Raw genomic sequence first — 17,713 nt, forward strand, 5'->3', positions numbered from 1 at the left:
GGGCTTGACTCGGTACCGGCGGTACGCAGTAACCTACCGGTTGGTTGGTCATCGACGACGGGAGCGCGGGTGACATCAACGGGTGGTGATCGGGTCCGCACCCCGGTTCGGATCGGCAACTGCTCGGGTTTCTACGGCGACCGGATCTCGGCCATGCAGGAGATGCTCACCGATGGTGAGCTCGACTACCTGACCGGGGACTACCTGGCTGAACTGACGATGCTGATCCTGGGTCGCGATCGGATGAAAAGCCCGGACAAGGGCTACGCCAAGACGTTCCTGCGCCAACTCGAGCAATGCCTGGGCCTGGCCCACGACCGCGGCGTCCGCATCGTCACCAACGCCGGAGGTCTCAATCCCGCCGGTCTGGCAACGGCGGTCCGCACGCTGGCCGACGAGCTGGGCATCGCGGTTTCGGTGGGTCATGTCGAAGGCGACGACCTGCTGCCGCGGGCCGCCGAGCTGGGACTGGGCAACCCCCTGACCGCCAACGCATACCTCGGTGCGTGGGGCATCGTCGACTGCCTCGAGGCCGGAGCCGACGTCGTCGTCACGGGACGGGTGACGGACGCGTCCGTCATCGTCGGACCCGCCGCGGCGCACTTCGGATGGAGCCGCGACGATCATGCCGCCATCGCCGGTGCGATCGCAGCGGGCCACATCATCGAATGCGGCACCCAGGCCACCGGCGGCAACTACTCCTTCTTCACCCGGGATTTTCCCGATCTGACGGCGTTGACACGCCCCGGCTTCCCGATCGCCGAGATCGACGCCGACGGATCCTCGGTCATCACCAAGCATCCGGGGACCGGCGGGGCGGTGACCGTGGACACGGTCACCGCGCAGCTGCTCTACGAGATCTCGGGGGCGCGCTACGCGAACCCCGACGCGACCCTGCGCGTGGATTCCATCAAGTTGTCCGACGGGGGCACCGATCGCGTCCGGGTCAGCGGGGTGGTCGGCGAGCCGCCGCCTCCCACGCTGAAGGTCTCCCTCAACAGCATCGGCGGCTTCCGCAACGAGATGACGTTCATCCTCACCGGGCTCGATATCGAGGCCAAGGCCGAACTGGTGCGCCGGCAGCTGGAGAGCAGTTTGTCGGTGATCCCCGCGGAGCTGGAATGGACAATGGCGCGCACCGACCATCCCGACGCCGACACTCAACAGGCGGCGAGCGCACTGTTGCGGTGCGTGGCGCGCGACCCCGATCCGGCCGCCGTCGGACGCCAGTTCTCCTCGGCGGCAGTCGAGCTGGCACTGGCCAGCTATCCGGGTTTCACCACCACCGCCCCGCCGGGCGACGGTCAGGTGTACGGCGTGTTCACCGCGGCCTATCTGCCCGCCGACGAGGTCGAGCACGTCGCCGTGCATCCCGACGGCTCCCGCACTGTCATCCCGCCGGCCACTCAGACACTGGAACTGCAGCCCGCTGCACCGGGCGCGCTGCCTTCACCGCTGCCCAGCGGTCCGACACGACGGATACCACTGGGCGCCGTCGCGGGGGCGCGCAGCGGCGACAAGGGGGGCAGCGCGAACATCGGGGTCTGGGTGACGGGCAAGCAGGGTGACGACCAGTGGCGTTGGTTGGCCCACACTCTGACGGTGGAGAAGTTGCGCGAATTATTGCCTGAGACAGCCGATCTGCCGGTCGCACGACATGTGTTCGCGAACCTGCGCGCCGTGAACTTCGTGATCGACGGAATCCTCGGCGAGGGCGTGGCGTCTCAAGCGAGGTTCGATCCGCAGGCGAAGGGCCTGGGCGAGTGGCTGCGCAGCCGCTACGTCGACATACCCCTCGAGCTACTTTCCGACACAACGGAGGAACACCTGTCGTGAACATCTGGAGCACCCCTGAACGCGAGGATCTGCGAAAGACCGTGCGCGCGTTCACCGAACGTGAAGTACTCCCCCACGTCGACGAGTGGGAGCGGGTGGGTGAGCTGCCCCGCGACCTGCACCGCAAGGCTGCCGCCGCAGGACTTCTCGGCGCCGGCTTCCCCGAGGCGGCCGGCGGTGAAGGCGGAGACGGCGCGGACGCCGTCGTCATCTGCGAGGAGATGCACCAGTCGGGGTCCCCCGGCGGGGTGTTCGCCTCGCTGTTCACCTGCGGCATCGCGGTCCCCCACATGATCGCGTCGGGAGACCGGCGGCTCATCGACGCCTATGTGCGGCCGACCCTGCGCGGCGAGAAGATCGGCGCGCTGGCGATCACCGAGCCCGGTGGCGGTTCCGACGTCGGACACCTCACGACGACGGCGCGCCGGGAGGGCGACGAATACATCCTCAACGGTGCCAAGACCTACATCACGTCGGGGGTGCGCGCCGACTACGTCGTCACCGCGGCGCGCNCCGGCGGGAGCGGCGCCGCCGGCGTCTCACTCATCGTCGTCGACAAGGGCACCCCGGGTTTTGAGGTGAGCCGCAAGCTGGACAAGATGGGGTGGCGTTCCTCGGACACCGCGGAACTGTCCTACACCGATGTGCGGGTGCCCGCAGCGAACCTGATCGGCCCCGAGAACTCGGGCTTCATGCAGATCGCCGCCGCCTTCGTCTCCGAACGTGTCGGCCTTGCAGCACAGGCGTATTCGAGTGCGCAGCGCTGCCTGGACCTCACCGTCGACTGGTGCCGGAACCGGGAGACCTTCGGCAAACCACTGATCGCCCGCCAGTCGGTACAGAACACGCTGGCGGAGATGGCCCGCCGCATCGACGTCGCCCGGATCTACACCCGGTATGTGGTGCAACGCCAACTCGAGGGCGAGAGCAACCTCATCACCGAGGTGTGTTTCGCCAAGAACACCGCCGTCGAGGCCGGCGAATGGGTGGCCAACCAGGGGGTGCAATTGTTCGGCGGGATGGGCTACATGGCCGAGTCGGAGATCGAGCGCCAGTACCGCGACATGCGGATCCTCGGCATCGGCGGCGGCACCACCGAAATCCTCACCTCGCTTGCCGCCAAGACGCTGGGCTTCCAGCCATGAGCCTCAAGTCCGTTCTCGACACCCGCTCACCCGGCTACACCGAGGCCGCGGAAGCGATGGCGGCGAAGCTTGCCGAACTGGAGGCCGAACACACCAAGGCACTCGCCGGTGGTGGTGAGAAGTACGTGGACCGTCACCACAGTCGCGGCAAGATGACCGCCCGCGAACGTGTCGAGGCGCTGCTCGACCCCGATTCGCCCTTTCTGGAGTTGAGCCCACTGGCCGCCTGGGGCACCGCCTTCACCGTGGGCGCGAGCGTCGTCGTCGGCATCGGGGTGGTCAGCGGTGTGGAGTGCCTGGTGGTCGCCAACGATCCCACGGTCAAGGGCGGCACCAGCAATCCGTGGACCCTACGAAAGATTCTGCGGGCCAACCAGATCGCACGCCAGAACCGGCTGCCGGTGATCTCCCTGGTGGAGTCCGGCGGTGCTGATCTGCCCACCCAGAAGGAGATCTTCATTCCCGGCGGGCAGATGTTCCGAGATCTGACCCGGTTGTCGGCAGCGGGGATACCGACCATCGCCCTGGTCTTCGGCAACTCGACAGCGGGCGGGGCCTACATCCCGGGCATGTCGGACCACGTGGTGATGATCAAGGAACGGTCCAAGGTCTTCCTGGCCGGTCCTCCCCTGGTGAAGATGGCCACCGGCGAGGAATCCGACGACGAGTCGCTCGGCGGGGCCGAGATGCACTCCCGCACCTCGGGTCTGGCCGACTACTTCGCGGTCGACGAACTCGACGCCATCCGCATCGGACGCAGGATCGTGGCCCGGTTGAACTGGCGCAAGCACGGCCCGCAGCCGCAGCAGGTGCGCCCCCCGCTGTTCGATGAGAACGAGTTGATCGGCGTCGTCCCACCGGATCTGCGCATTCCGTTCGACCCGCGCGAGGTGATCGCCCGCGTTGTCGACGGTTCGGAGTTCGACGAGTTCAAACCGCTCTACGGAGGGTCGCTGGTGACCGGCTGGGCCACCCTTCACGGCTACCCGCTGGGCATCCTGGCCAACGCCCGCGGGGTGCTGTTCAGCGAGGAGTCCCAGAAGGCCACCCAGTTCATCCAGCTGGCCAACCGTTCTGACACGCCATTGTTGTTCCTGCACAACACCACCGGATACATGGTGGGCAAGGACTACGAGGAGGGCGGGATGATCAAGCACGGCTCGATGATGATCAACGCGGTGTCGAACTCGACCGTGCCGCACCTGTCACTGCTGATCGGAGCGTCCTACGGCGCCGGTCACTACGGCATGTGCGGGCGCGCCTACGACCCCCGGTTCCTGTTCGCATGGCCGAGCGCCAAGTCTGCGGTCATGGGGGGCGCACAGTTGGCCGGGGTGTTGTCGATCGTCAACCGCGCCGCCACCGAGGCCCGCGGCCAGCAGGTCGACGAAGAGGCGGATGCGTCGATGCGGGCCGCGATCGAAGGGCAGATCGAGGCCGAATCACTTCCGATGGTGTTGTCCGGCATGCTCTACGACGACGGGGTGATCGACCCGCGGGATACCCGCACCGTGCTGGGGATGTGCCTGTCCGCCATCGCCAACGGACCGATCGAGGGGACGTCGAACTTCGGCGTCTTCCGGATGTGAGCGCCGTCGTGTCCGCGAATTCGGCGTGCTTTTCACCGCTGAGCGACCGAAATCACGCCGAAATGGCTGGGAGGAGCACGTGATCACACGAGTCCTGGTGGCCAACCGCGGTGAGATCGCCCGCCGGGTGTTCGCCACCTGCCGGCGCCTGGGTATCGGCACCGTGGCGGTCTACACCGACCCCGACGCCGACGCCGCCCACGTCGCCGACGCCGACGCCCGGGTTCGACTCGAGGGCACCCGCGGCTACCTGGACCCTGCCCAGCTGATCGCCGCCGCCCACGCCTCCGGCGCCGACGCGGTCCATCCCGGCTACGGATTTCTCTCCGAGAACGCGGAGTTCGCGGCCGCGGTGCAGGACGCGGGCCTGGTCTGGATCGGGCCGCCGGCGGCCGCGGTGGCGGCGATGGGATCCAAGATCGAGGCCAAGAAGATGATGGCCGCCGCGGGGGTTCCGGTGCTCGACGAACTCGATCCGGACACCGTGACCACCGACATGCTGCCGGTGCTGATCAAGGCCTCCGCCGGCGGCGGCGGGCGCGGCATGCGGGTGGTACGCGACCTGTCCGGGCTGCCCGAGCAGGTGCAGGCCGCACGCCGCGAGGCGCAGTCGGCCTTCGGCGACCCGACGGTGTTCTGCGAGCGCTATCTCGACTCCGGCCATCACGTCGAGGTGCAGGTGATGGCCGACGCGCACGGCACCGTGTGGGCGGTCGGTGAGCGGGAATGTTCGATCCAGCGCCGCCACCAGAAGATCATCGAGGAAGCACCCTCCCCTCTGGTGGAACGCGTGGCGGGCATGCGGGACAAGCTGTTCGAAGCCGCCAGGCTGGCGGCGACGGCGATCGGTTACACCGGTGCAGGCACCGTCGAGTTCATGGCCTCCGACGGTGGCGATTCGGCTGGCGAGTTCTTCTTCCTGGAGATGAACACCCGGTTGCAGGTCGAGCATCCGGTCACCGAGCTCACCACCGGCCTCGACCTCGTCGAGTTGCAACTGCTCATCGCCGACGGTGCGGCGCTCGACCCCGCGCCGCCGACGCCTCGGGGTTCGGCCATCGAGGCGAGGCTGTACGCCGAGGATCCGGCGAAGAACTGGCAGCCGCAGGCCGGCACGGTGCATCACTTCGCCGTGCCCGGCACCACGACCCACTTCGGCCTTCTCGACAGGATCGGCGTGCGCCTCGACTCCGGCCTCACCGACGGAACGGTGATCTCGGTCTTCTACGACCCGATGATGGCGAAGGTCATCTCCTACGCGCCTACCCGCCACCAGGCCGCGAAGCTGCTCGCCGACGCGCTGGCCCGCGCCCGGATACACGGCGTCCGCACCAACCGCGACCTGCTCGTCAACGTGCTGCGTCATTCGGCTTTCGTCGACGGAGCGACCGACACCGCATTCTTCGACACCCACGACCTGGCGACACTGGCCGCCCCGATCGCGGACAGTCGCGCCACCGCGATGTCCGCGGTCGCCGCGGCGCTGGCCGACGCCGCGCACAACCGCAGCACCGCAACGGTCTTGGGCGCCGCGCCCAGCGGCTGGCGCAACCTGGCGTCGGGATATCAGACCAAGAGCTACGAGGACCTCGAAGGACACCCGCACGACATTCGCTACCGCTTCACGCGAGCGGGTCTGCAGATCGCGGAACACGCTGACGTTAAGGACATTGCGCTGGTGTCGGCCGCACCGCACCGGGTGGTGCTGACGGCCGGCACACAGGGACTCCGCGTGGACCACCCATTCGATGTCACCCGCTACGGCGATGACGTCTTCGTGGACTCGCCGCTCGGTTCGGTGGCGCTGGTCGCGAAGCCCCGCTTCCCGGACCCCGACGATGCGCTCGCCCACGGTTCACTGCTGGCCCCGATGCCGGGGTCGGTGCTGCGGGTCGGCGCCGCGGTCGGCGACACCGTGGTGGCCGGCCAGCCGCTGATCTGGCTGGAGGCGATGAAGATGGAACACACCATCACCGCGCCCGCGGACGGCGTGCTCGTCGAACTGAACGTCGAACCCGGCCGGCAGGTCGAGGTCGGCGCCATCCTCGCCCGGGTGGACAACCCGGGTCAGGCGGACAACCCAGGAGGGGCCCCATGACCAGCTTCGTTGAAACCCAGGAACAGCAGGCGCTGCGCAAGGCGGTGGCCGCGATGGCCGCCAACTACGGGCAGGACTACTACCTGGAGAAGGCCCGCGCAGGACAACACACCGATGAATTGTGGTCCGAAGCAGGCAAACTCGGTTTCATCGGGGTGAACCTGCCCGAGGAGTACGGCGGCGGCGGCGCCGGGATGTACGAGTTGAGCCTGGTGATGGAGGAGATGGCCGCCGCCGGCGCGGCCCTGCTGATGATGGTGGTCTCGCCGGCCATCAACGGCACCATCATCTCGAAGTTCGGCACCGACGAGCAGAAGCAGCGCTGGATCCCCGGAATCGCCGACGGAACCCTCACCATGGCGTTTGCCATCACCGAGCCCGACGCCGGATCGAACTCGCACAAGATCACCACCACCGCCCGACGTGACGGCAGCGACTGGATCCTTTCGGGTGCGAAGGTCTACATCTCCGGCGTCGACCAGGCCCAGGCGGTGCTGGTCGTCGGCCGCACTGAAGAGGCGAAGACGGGCAACTTGAAACCGGCTCTGTTCGTGGTGCCCACCGACACACCCGGTTTCACCTACACGAAGATCCCGATGGAGATCGTCAGTCCCGAGTTCCAGTTCCAGGTCTTCCTCGACGAGGTACGCCTGCCCGCCGACGCGCTCGTCGGATCGGAGGACGCGGCGATCGCGCAACTGTTCGCCGGGTTGAACCCAGAGCGCATCATGGGCGCCGCCAGCGCGGTCGGCATGGGCCGCTTCGCGATCGACAAGGCCGTCGACTACGTCAAGACCCGCCAGGTGTGGAAGACACCCATCGGTGCGCACCAGGGTCTCTCACATCCGCTGGCGCAGAATCACATCGAGATCGAGCTGGCCAAGCTGATGATGCAGAAGGCCGCCGCCCTCTACGACAGCGGCGACGACGTGGGCGCCGCCGAAGCCGCGAACATGGCCAAGTACGCAGCCGGCGAGGCATCGGTGCGCGCCGTCGACCAGGCCGTGCAGTCCCTCGGCGGCAACGGCCTGACCAAGGAGTACGGCATCGCCTCGGTGCTGACCGCATCCAGGCTGGCCCGCATCGCGCCGGTCAGCCGTGAGATGATCCTCAACTTCGTGGCCCAGACCTCCCTCGGACTGCCCCGCTCGTACTGATGGAGTCGTACTGATGGACACCCTGGTTCGCTATCACGCCGAAGGCCCGGTCGCGCGGCTCACCCTGGATTCCCCGAACAACCGCAACGCTCTGTCCACCGCACTGGTCGAACAACTGCACGACGCTCTGACGCGCGCGTCGGCCGAACGGGGGGTGCGGGTGGTGGTGCTCGGCCACACCGGTGGAACCTTCTGCGCGGGAGCCGATCTGGGCGAGGTTTCCGGGCGGGCTCCCGGCGATGTGGCAGTCGAGCGGGCACGGGAACTGACCCGGCTGCTCCGCAGGATCCTGGAGTCGCCGCTACCGGTCATCGCGGCGATCGACGGGCACGTCAGAGCCGGCGGGCTGGGGCTGGTCGGGGCGTGTGACATCGCGGTCGCGGGAACCTCCAGCACCTTCGCGCTCACCGAGGCACGCATCGGCGTCGCACCCTCGATCATCTCGCTGACGCTGCTGCCGAAGATGACAGCCCGCGCCGCCGGCCGGTATTTCGTCACCGGAGAGAAGTTCGGTGCACAGGCCGCCGCCGAGGCCGGGCTGATCACCGTCGCCACCGATGACGTGACAGCGACCGTCAGCGAGTTGGCTTCCGCGATCGCGCTCGGGTCGCCCCAGGGCCTGGCCGAATCGAAGCGGTTGACGACCGCGGCCGTCCTCGCCGGCTTCGATCAGCACGCAGAAGAATTGACACAGCGGTCGGCGGCGCTGTTCGTTTCCGAGGAAGCGCGCGAGGGGATGTTGGCCTTTCTCCAGAAGCGCCGACCCGATTGGGCCGGCTAAACGCTTACAGTTTGGCCAAGGCCCTTGCCTTTGCTGGTGTTCGTCGTAGGCTCGTGGGCGATGTGCGCCCGCACGAACACCAGAAGCACCCGATGAGCACCCCCGCGTCGCGGCACGGGTCGATGCGCGCTGCAGACACCGACCGGATTCAGGTTGCGCAACTGCTCACCGATGCCGCGGCATCCGGCACCCTCGAGCTGACCGAGTACGAAGACCGGCTGAACAAGGCGTACGCCGCCCAGACCTACGACGAACTCGCCCGCCTGTCGGACGACCTGCCGGGGTCGGTGACGCAGGGTCGCTCCGGGCCGTGCCGACCTGCACCCTCGACTCTGCTGCTGGCGATCCTCAGCGGTTATGAACGCCGCGGCCGGTGGAACGTCCCCAGCCGGCTGACCACCTTCGCCTTCTGGGGCGGCGGCGTGGTGGACATGCGCTACGCCGACTTCACCTCCCACGACGTCGAGATCCACTCCTACTCGATCATGGGCGGGCAGACGATCCTGGTGCCACCCGAGGTCAACGTCGACCTGCGCGGCGTCGCCGTGATGGGAAGTTTCGACCAGCGGGTCAGCGGAGAAGGATCCCCTGGCGCGCCATGCGTCAGGGTCCGCGGCTTCTCGTTGTGGGGCAAAGTCGCGGTCAAGCGCAAGAAGCGCAGCGCCGCCGCCTGACGTTCAGCGGCGCCGCTTCGCGCTCAGGTAGTCGCTGACCACCGCAGCGCCCAACCCGTCGAGGTCCGGTTCCACCACCCGACCGCCGACCCGGCGAGCCACCTGGTCGATGAACCTTGCCAGCCCCGGGTCGCTGCCGAGCCGGAAGATCGTCACCTGCGCCCCCAACCGGGAGATCTCGTCGAACCCACGCACCGTGTGCGCGATTGTGCGCGGGTGCGGCGGGTAGTCAAAGAACACCTCCGAGGATCCGTCGAAGTTCTCGAGGTGCGCGGTCGGTTCGCCGTCGGTGACCACAAGGACCACGGGTTGGGCGTTGGGGTGCCGCCGCAGGTGCCGGGCGGCCAGCGCGAGCGCGTGGTGCAGGTTGGTGCCCTGCTCGTAGACGCCCTCGAGCCCGGTGAGCTCGGTCGCGGTCACGGTGCGGGCGTACCGGCCGAACGCGACGATCTGCAGATCGTCCGAGCGGAACCGGGTACTGACCAGGTGATTGAGCGCCAGCGCCGTGCGCTTCATCGGCAGCCACCGGTTCTCCATCACCATCGAGAACGACGTGTCGACCAGCAGCGCCACCGCCGCCTGGGTGCGGGTCTCGGTCTCGGAGATCTCCACGTCCTCGACGGTGATCTGGATACGCGAGCCCGACGGGTCCGCGGAAGTGCCCGCTTCACGCAGCACCGCGTTGGTCAGGGTACGGGTGACGTTCCACGGCTCGGTGTCGCCGAACTGCCACGGTCGGGTCGCGCCGGTCAGTTCGCCGGCCGCCCCGGCCCGACGGGTGTCACGTTCCCCGTGCCGACCCGAGAGTTGTTGCGCCACATCTCTCAACGCCGCCTGGCCCAATTGGCGCATCGCCTTGGGCGACAACCGCCACTGCCCGTCGGATCCGCGGTCCAAGAAGCCCTGGTTCATCAGCGCGCGTTCGAGATCGGCCAGCGTACGAGCATCCACCGCGGCATCGTCCCCGAGCTGGCGGGCGAGCATGTCGAGGTCGACGTCGTCCATCGTCGCCCCGGCGTAGCTCTGCGAGAGCTGCTCGGCGAGCTGTTCGAGCTCGGCGATGTCGGCCAGGGCCTGGGCGCCTTCTCCCATGCCCAGAGGGTCACCGCCGGAGAACCGCTGCGAGCCTGTCCAGTCCTCCCCCGGTCGCGCGGCCTGCAGGTGGCCGTCGAGGCGGTTGAGCGCATTCATCAGCGAAGGCGACCCGAACGCCTGCTGCGCCAACGAATCCAGCTCGGCCCGCTGCTGGTCGGACAGGCTGTTGCGGAACCGCTGCGCGGCCGCGGCCCGCTGGGCCAGCGAGTCCAGCAGCTCGTCGATGTTCTTCGGATTCTCCGGGAAGAACTCGCCGTGCTTGGCCATGAAGTCCTGGAAATCGGCTGGGGTGTCCTCCCCCTTGGCGTGCTTGTCCAGCAGGTCGTTGAGGTCGTCGAGCATGTCGTTGACGCGCTGGCGGTCCTCGTCGGTGGCGTTCTCCAGCGCCTGCTTCATTCCAGCGAAGCGCTGGTCGAGCATCTCGCGTCCGAGCAGATCCCTGATCTGCTCGTACTTCTCGCGTGCCTCCGCCGAACGCCAGTCGTACTCGGCGAGCTCCTGCACCGCTTTGGCGGGCGACGGCGAAAGCGATTCCAGCTGCAATTCCCCGAACCGGGCGTCGTCGTCGAGCGCGCGTGCCAGTTCCTTGCGCTCGGCCAACACCGCCTCGTCGAGCAGCTTCTTGATGTCGGCGAGTGTGCCGTCGAGATTATTGCGCTGCAACAGTTCCCGGCGACGCCGGTTGGCTTCGGCCGCCAGCTTGTCGGCGCCTCGCATGTTCGCCGACCCGCGCCTGAGCAATTCGGACAGGGCGCGCCGAGGGGAGGTGCCCTCCATGACGTCCTGCCCGATCGCCTCGAGCGCCTCGCGCAGGTCCACCGGCGGGGCGAGCGGATCCGGACCGCCCGTGTAGCGCGAATAGCGTGACAACCGGTTAGCCATAGACGGTTTCGCCCTCATCTGAGACCTTGTCGATGCGCTTGGCGAGATACAGCGCCTCGAGCGCCAACTCGATCGCGGCGGCCCGCTGGCCGTCGCTCTGTGCGTGCAGCCGCTGTTGGATCTCCGCGACCGCGGACACCTCGGGAACCGCGGCGAGCACCTCACGTGCCGACACCCGGTCTCCCGTGGTGACCGGCGAGCCGTTCTCGACTGCCGTCACGATCGGACCCACGTCGATCCCGCCCAGCAGCCGCTGCGCGGTCTCGGCGGTGGCCCGGCGCAGCAGATGCTCGAGGATGGCCTGTTCGCGGCCTTCCTCGCCGGATTCGAACTCCAGTTTGCCGCGCAGCACGTCGATGACCGACCCGAGGTCGACCACGCGCGCCACCGGATCCTGTTCGCCGAGGACGGCGGCCCGGTGCCGTGCCGAGGCCGCGACGGTCTCGGCGGCGGCGATCGCGAACCGCGCGGACACCCCGGACCGCTGGTCGATGGAGCTGGATTCCCGCAGGCTGCGCGCGAACCTGGCGAGGATCTGCAGCAGATGGTCGGGGACTTCGGCGGCCAGGTGAGCTTCCTGGGTGATGACGCCGACCTCGGCGTCCAGTTCGAGCGGGTAGTGGGTGCGGATCTCGGCGCCGAACCGGTCCTTGAGTGGGGTGATGATCCGCCCACGATTCGTGTAGTCCTCGGGGTTGGCGCTGGCCACCACGAGAACGTCCAGCGGCAGCCGCAGCGTGTAGCCACGCACCTGGATGTCGCGTTCCTCCATCACGTTGAGCATCGCGACCTGGATGCGCTCGGCGAGGTCGGGCAGTTCGTTGACGGCGACGATGCCGCGGTGCGCCCGCGGGATCAGCCCGTAGGCGATCGTTTCCGGATCACCCAGGCTGCGCCCCTCGGCGACCTTGATCGGATCGATGTCGCCCACCAGGTCGGCGACGCTGGTGTCCGGGGTGGCCAGCTTCTCGGTGTAGCGCTCGCTGCGGTGCCGCCAGGTCACCGGCAGGTCGTCTCCGGAATCGGCGGCCCGCCGCACCGACTCGGGCGTGATGGGGCTGTACGGATGCTCGCCGAGTTCGGCGCCGGCGATGACCGGGGTCCACTCGTCGAGCAGAGCGGTCAGCGCGCGCAGCAGCCGCGTCTTACCCTGACCACGTTCGCCGAGCAGCACCAGGTCGTGACCGGCGATGATGGCGCGCTCCAGTTGCGGGATCACGGTGTCGTCGAAGCCGAGGATGCCGGTCCACACGTCGCGATCTTCGGACAGCGCGGCCAGCAGATTCTCCCGCATCTCGGCCTTGACGCTGCGTTCCTGATGCCCGGATGCCCGCAGCTCGCCGACAGTGCGGGGAAGGTCGTTGGGTGAAGTCACCACTCCACGCTACGACTCCTGTCGAGCGAGCGCGCGTGTCTGGCCCCGACATACCGGTACACGCTGGCATTTTGCGCGCGCTCGGCGCCGAGAACCGAAGAACTCAGTGCGCGAAGTGCCGCGCGCCGGTCAGGTACAGCGTGATGCCTGCGGCAGCGGCCGCTGCAGATACTTCGTCGTCGCGCACCGAACCGCCGGGGTGCACGATCGCCTTCACCCCGGCCCGGGCCAGGGTCTCCAGGCCGTCCGGGAACGGGAAGAACGCGTCCGACGCCCCGACCGCACCCTGGGTGCGGTCCCCGGCCCGTTCGACCGCCAGCCGGGCGGCGTCCACCCGGTTGACCTGACCCATGCCGACGCCGACGGTGGCCCCGTCCTTGGCGACGACGATCGCGTTGGACTTGACCGCGCGACAGGTGCGCCAGGCGAACACCAGGTCGGCCAGCGTCTGCGGGTCCGCGGGTGATCCGGTGGCCAGCGCCCAGTTCACAGGGTCATCGCCCGCGGCGTCGAGTGCATCGCGCTGCTGGAGCAACAGGCCTCCGCTGACCTGACGGAACTCGGTGCCCCCGATCGCAGGCTCGGAGGCGAGCAGCACGCGGATGTTCTTCTTGCCTTTGAGCACTTCCACCGCACCGGTTTCGTAGGCCGGCGCGATGATCACCTCGGTGAAGATGCCGGCGACGGTCTCGGCCATCTCGACGCTGACCTCAGTGTTCGCCGCGATGACGCCGCCGAACGCCGACAGCGGATCACACTCGTGGGCCTTGCGGTGGGCGTCGGCAACCGAGACCGACGACACCGCGATGCCGCACGGGTTGGCGTGCTTGATGATCGCCACGCATGTGTCCTCGTGGTCGAACGCCGCACGCCACGCGGCATCGGCGTCGGTGTAGTTGTTGTAGGACATCTCTTTTCCGTGCAGTTGCTCGGCCTGCGCCAGTCCCGGCCACGCGCCGTCGTCGCTGTACAACGCGGCCTGCTGATGGGGGTTCTCGCCATAGCGCAGCACGGTGGCACGGCGGAACGTCGCGCCGAGCCAGGGCGGCAGGGACGCCGCAGCCTCTCCGTCCTCAGGGGCCAGTACCGACTCCATCCAGGAGGCGACCGCCACGTCGTACTCGGCGGTGTGCCGGAACGCCAGCGATGCCAGCTTCTTTCGCTCGGCAAGGGTGAACCCGCCCGCCCGCACAGCGGCCAGCACCCCGTCGTAGCCCAGCGGCTCGACGACCACCGCGACACTCGGGTGGTTCTTCGCCGCGGCGCGCACCATGGACGGACCACCGATGTCGATCTGTTCCACACACTCGTCGACCCGGGCGCCGGAGTTGACCGTCTGGGTGAACGGGTACAGGTTCACCACGACGAGTTCGAATGCCGCGACCCCGAGTTCGGCGAGCGCCGAGACGTGCTCGGGTTTGCGCTGATCGGCCAGCAGCCCGGCGTGCACATGCGGGTGCAGCGTCTTGACCCGACCATCGAGCACCTCGGGGAACCCCGTGACATCCTCGACTGGCGTGACCGGAATACCGGCATCTGCAATGGTTTTCGCGGTGGATCCGGTGGACACGATGTCGACACCGGCGGCGTGCAGACCCTGCGCCAGCGGCACCAGACCGGTCTTGTCGTACACGCTGATCAACGCACGACGGATCGGCCGCCGGAACAGGCCCTCGTTCTCGCTCATCCTATGGTCGCCTTTCGTCCTGTCCAGGTCACGCCGTGGGTGGCCACCGCTTCCAGCACCTCCACCAGCAGTTGTCGTTCGATCACCTTGATGCGTTCGTGCAGAACGGCTTCGTCGTCGTCGTCGAGCACGGGTACGGGCCGCTGTGCCAGTATCGGCCCGGTGTCGGTCCCTGCGTCGACGAGGTGCACGGTGCATCCGGTCACCCTGACCCCGTAGGCCAGCGCATCCGCGACCGCGTGGGCGCCGGGAAACGCGGGGAGCAGCGCGGGGTGGGTGTTGACCACCCGCCCGGGGAACCTCGAAAGAAACTGCGGGCCAAGGATCTTCATGAACCCTGCCGATACGACCAGGTCGGGGTCGTGAGCCGCGGTCGCCTCGGTGACAGCGGCATCCCAGAGGTCGCGGCGCGGATAGTCGCCGAGTGGGACCGTGAACGCCGGTATCGACTCGGCCGCGGCGATGTCGAGCGCGGCACAGACCCGGTCGGTGCCCACCGCGACCACCCTGGCGGGATAGTCGCCGACCGCGGAGTCCAGCAGCGATGCCAGAAGAGAACCGGTGCCGGATGCGAGCACCACCACCCGCGCCGGCGCACTCGGGGGCACACGGACCGCTGGCTGCACGCCTGAGAGCCTAATGGGTGGCTACCCGGCACTACCTCCGCGGTGGTCGCCCCCATCGGGGTCCACGATGAAGTGGTCCTCGGGGTCGAGATCGTCGACCGGTGGCGCAGGCTCGCTGCCGGTGTCGACGACGGGTTCGTCGGCGACGGGTTCGTCGACCACGGGTTCGTCGACCACGGGTGCGGGTTCGGGCTCCGGTTCGACGACCACTGTGTCTGCCGGTGTGTCTGCCGGGACCTCGACGCTGTCGAACGACTCGGCCTGTTCCTCGCCAGGCGGGACCACGCCGTCGGTGTCAGGGTCCTCCTCCCCCGGGAGGTCGGCGGTGGCGACGACCTTGGGCCGGCGCACCCGTGGTTGCACACCGCCCGACATCACCACCGTCAGCGCGCCGATCCCCGCGAACCACAGGAAGACCGCGGGCCCGAACGTCGCCTGGTCCACGCCGACGTCGCCGAAGTTGCCCAGCTCTCCCCCACCGGCGACGCCCAGCAGAACCATGACCGCGGCCGCGATCAACGCTGCGACCGCCACCTTGGCCAGCGCGGACCACAGCGGCAGGCGGTGCCGCGCACACTGCTGGCCGAGCGCGACGGCGGACGCCGCCGCCACGATCATCAGCGCCACCCACGCCGGCCCGAGGGGCGGGGTCGGCACCGCGGCCAACACCGGCAGCGCCGGGATGTCACCGCCGAAGACGGTGAACGAACTGAACGTGGCCAGCCCCACATGAGCACTGGATCCCACCGCGACAGCGGCCGCACCGACCATGACATTGGGCAGATAGAGCACAGAGAGCACCGTCAGACTCAAGTGCCCGAACATCGAATCGGTGATCGAATACAGCTCGTGCATCGTCGACCAGTGCACGACCAGCGACCCGGCGACGATCGCTCCGGAAAGCCCCATCAAGGCGATCACCCCGGCGGCAGCCGCTCGGAACGCGTCCGGCAACCATTTCGGCAGCGGGGAGGCGACCAGCAGCCGCCGACCCACCCTGGAGCCCACCCCGAGCAACGCCCCGATCAGATGCACGGTGAACACGCTCCCGAACGCGAGCAGCGCATCGGGCGTCTGCAGGTCGGTCAGCACCGACGCCGCGTCGTGGATGACCGCCAGGCAGATCGCGGCGACCAGAACCGGACCACCCAACGCGGAGGCCACGACCCAGCGGGTGACGAACCACGACGAGCTGACGGTCGCCGACGCGGTGGTGCGTGCGGTGCCGTAGATCATGATCAGCACCGGCAGTAGCGGCATCACCCCGAGCGCGCTGCCGGCGATGGACACCGGGACCAGGTGCACGCCCAGCCACATGCTCGCGATGGCGCCGGGTGCGCCGGTCATGTCGCTGTTCGCGATCAACAGCTGCAGCAGCACCACCGCGGCGATGACGACCACCGCCACCAGGGACGGTCCGAACGCCACCCGGAGCAGGTCACGCGCCTGACGTGTCCCGACTGGCCTGGGGGTACCGCCCGGTTGCGGGGGATTATGCACGGGTTGGGCCGCTCCTCGCACGCGCTCGGCGCGCGCGGTACGCGCACGCGCGGCTCAGACTACGACGACGACTGATCCGACTGCGAGGATGGCGACTGGTGTTGCGTGGGCACCTGGCTCGTCGGCGTGTTGCTCGCCGGCGGCTGGCCGTAGGTCGGGAACCCGGTGGGCGGGGTCGGCGGACCCGACTGGTCGGGCTGTCCCGAAGGGGAAGTCGCGGGAAACCCTCCGGTGGACGGACCGCTGGGGTAACCGCCGCCGTAGGGCGACGGGTACCCGGGCCGCTGCTGCGACGCCTGGTGATGGTTGGGGGCAGCGTGCTGCGGCTGCCCCTGGGGCTGTCCGTAGTATCCGCCGGGGTACTGACCGTACTGCTGGTGCTGGTCGTACTTGGGCCGTGGCACGGGCGCGCTGATGATCCCCGCGTCCAGAAGCAGAGCCCCGACGGCAACGATGGCCTGGATCGCGGTGAACGCGACGACCAGGTACAAGCCCCAGCCGATGGTCACGGCGCTCGGAGCGGTGAGCACGATCGAGATGACGAGCAGGAAGCCCAACAGCGAGAGCATCGCGACCAGCGCCGGTCGGGGCGTCTGCTTCGGGAGCAGGCTGAATCCGGCGATGAGTGCGGCCACAAGCGACGCCACCAGTCCTAGGTCGATCCGCAGCGGGGCCAGGAAGACCTCGGTGCCGACGATGAACTGCTCACCGAAGCTCGACAGGAACACCAGGCCGCCGAGGACGGCGATCGCCGCGGCGAGGTAGACCGGCAGCTTGGTGGCTCCTGCGCCGGCCGGGGCCGACTCAGGGAGTTTGGCGAACTGCTGCGTGGGCGCCGAGAACTGAGCGTTCGGCTGCTGCGCGGGCGGGTATCCGGGGCCTCCGGGCGCGCCTTGGGGGTACGACATGACTTCTCCTGTGCTGTGCGGGCTCGAATCGCCGGTGACATCGACGTAGCCGACCTCAACGATGCCGACCTCAACGATGTGGCCCGGCTGCGACGACGACGGACCGCCTGATCGATTCGATGATCCACGCTAGCGCACCGGCCTGTCGGTACCCGCGTACCGGCTGGCTGCCGAGGTCGCGCGTGCTGAGAAGGTCAGCTTCCGGCGGCACCGGAACCGCCTACCTTGCGGTCACGGACTGAAACACGTTCTAATTCTCGTCATGGACTTCGGGCTCGTACTGTTCACCTCTGATCGTGGTATCGCTCCGGCGGCGGCCGCGAAGCTCGCCGACGAGCACGGCTTCACGACGTTCTACGT

13 protein-coding genes and 1 pseudogene are annotated in these 17,713 nt (G+C 68.4%); 8 read left to right on the forward strand and 6 right to left on the reverse strand.

The genetic code is table 11. The features are described from left to right. The first annotated feature begins 69 nt into the window (after positions 1–69). The 7 genes from BEMPMBAN_RS26285 to BEMPMBAN_RS26315 all read left to right on the forward strand — a co-directional run bounded on the left by BEMPMBAN_RS26285 (position 70) and on the right by BEMPMBAN_RS26315 (position 9,280). Positions 70–1,836, forward strand: a complete 1,767-nt coding sequence (locus BEMPMBAN_RS26285; protein ID WP_272952253.1) for an acyclic terpene utilization AtuA family protein — start codon at positions 70–72, stop codon at positions 1,834–1,836. After that, entirely contained in the window at positions 1,833–2,981 is a 1,149-nt protein-coding gene (locus BEMPMBAN_RS26290) for an acyl-CoA dehydrogenase family protein (RefSeq protein ID WP_159234461.1), read from the forward strand. The genes BEMPMBAN_RS26285 and BEMPMBAN_RS26290 overlap by 4 nt, the downstream gene beginning before the upstream one ends. After that, on the forward strand, positions 2,978–4,570 hold the full coding sequence (locus BEMPMBAN_RS26295) for an acyl-CoA carboxylase subunit beta (protein WP_159234462.1): 1,593 nt from the start codon (positions 2,978–2,980) through the stop codon (positions 4,568–4,570). Before BEMPMBAN_RS26290 ends, BEMPMBAN_RS26295 begins: the two co-directional genes overlap by 4 nt. 79 nt (positions 4,571–4,649) lie before the next feature. Next, complete coding sequence (locus tag BEMPMBAN_RS26300) at positions 4,650–6,668, forward strand: acetyl/propionyl/methylcrotonyl-CoA carboxylase subunit alpha (RefSeq protein WP_159234463.1); 2,019 nt, start codon at positions 4,650–4,652, stop codon at positions 6,666–6,668. Continuing rightward, on the forward strand, positions 6,665–7,825 hold the full coding sequence (locus tag BEMPMBAN_RS26305) for an acyl-CoA dehydrogenase family protein (RefSeq protein ID WP_159234464.1): 1,161 nt from the start codon (positions 6,665–6,667) through the stop codon (positions 7,823–7,825). The genes BEMPMBAN_RS26300 and BEMPMBAN_RS26305 overlap by 4 nt, the downstream gene beginning before the upstream one ends. A 13-nt stretch (positions 7,826–7,838) precedes the next feature. After that, positions 7,839–8,606, forward strand: a complete 768-nt coding sequence (locus tag BEMPMBAN_RS26310) for an enoyl-CoA hydratase family protein (protein ID WP_159234465.1) — start codon at positions 7,839–7,841, stop codon at positions 8,604–8,606. A 92-nt stretch (positions 8,607–8,698) separates the two neighbouring features. Continuing rightward, entirely contained in the window at positions 8,699–9,280 is a 582-nt protein-coding gene (locus BEMPMBAN_RS26315; RefSeq protein WP_159234466.1) for a DUF1707 SHOCT-like domain-containing protein, read from the forward strand. Positions 9,281–9,283: 3 nt separating this feature from the next. Here the strand turns inward: BEMPMBAN_RS26315 and BEMPMBAN_RS26320 are convergent, their stop codons facing one another. The 6 genes from BEMPMBAN_RS26320 to BEMPMBAN_RS26345 form a co-directional block, all read right to left on the reverse strand. After that, entirely contained in the window at positions 9,284–11,257 is a 1,974-nt protein-coding gene (locus BEMPMBAN_RS26320; RefSeq protein WP_200846126.1) for a vWA domain-containing protein, read from the reverse strand. Further along, positions 11,250–12,632, reverse strand: a complete 1,383-nt coding sequence (locus BEMPMBAN_RS26325) for a sigma 54-interacting transcriptional regulator (protein WP_200846127.1) — start codon at positions 12,630–12,632, stop codon at positions 11,250–11,252. Before BEMPMBAN_RS26325 ends, BEMPMBAN_RS26320 begins: the two co-directional genes overlap by 8 nt. Positions 12,633–12,735: 103 nt before the next feature. Continuing rightward, positions 12,736–14,319: a bifunctional phosphoribosylaminoimidazolecarboxamide formyltransferase/IMP cyclohydrolase gene (purH, locus tag BEMPMBAN_RS26330; protein ID WP_159234469.1), complete on the reverse strand. Its 1,584-nt coding sequence runs from the start codon at positions 14,317–14,319 to the stop codon at positions 12,736–12,738. Beyond that, complete coding sequence (purN, locus tag BEMPMBAN_RS26335) at positions 14,316–14,945, reverse strand: phosphoribosylglycinamide formyltransferase (RefSeq protein ID WP_159234470.1); 630 nt, start codon at positions 14,943–14,945, stop codon at positions 14,316–14,318. The genes purH and purN overlap by 4 nt, the downstream gene beginning before the upstream one ends. 21 nt (positions 14,946–14,966) lie before the next feature. Continuing rightward, positions 14,967–16,373, reverse strand: coding sequence for a cell division protein PerM (locus BEMPMBAN_RS26340; RefSeq protein WP_234897706.1), 1,407 nt, complete (start codon positions 16,371–16,373; stop codon positions 14,967–14,969). A 131-nt stretch (positions 16,374–16,504) separates the two neighbouring features. After that, on the reverse strand, positions 16,505–17,353 hold the full coding sequence (locus BEMPMBAN_RS26345; RefSeq protein WP_159234472.1) for a DUF5336 domain-containing protein: 849 nt from the start codon (positions 17,351–17,353) through the stop codon (positions 16,505–16,507). Between the two features lie 262 nt (positions 17,354–17,615). On the opposite strand from BEMPMBAN_RS26345, the pseudogene BEMPMBAN_RS26350 reads away from it, so the two are divergent. After that, positions 17,616–17,713: pseudogene (locus tag BEMPMBAN_RS26350) on the forward strand (LLM class F420-dependent oxidoreductase); the annotation flags it as partial.

Source organism: Mycolicibacterium austroafricanum (assembly GCF_902705885.1).
GTDB lineage: Bacteria > Actinomycetota > Actinomycetes > Mycobacteriales > Mycobacteriaceae > Mycobacterium > Mycobacterium vanbaalenii_A.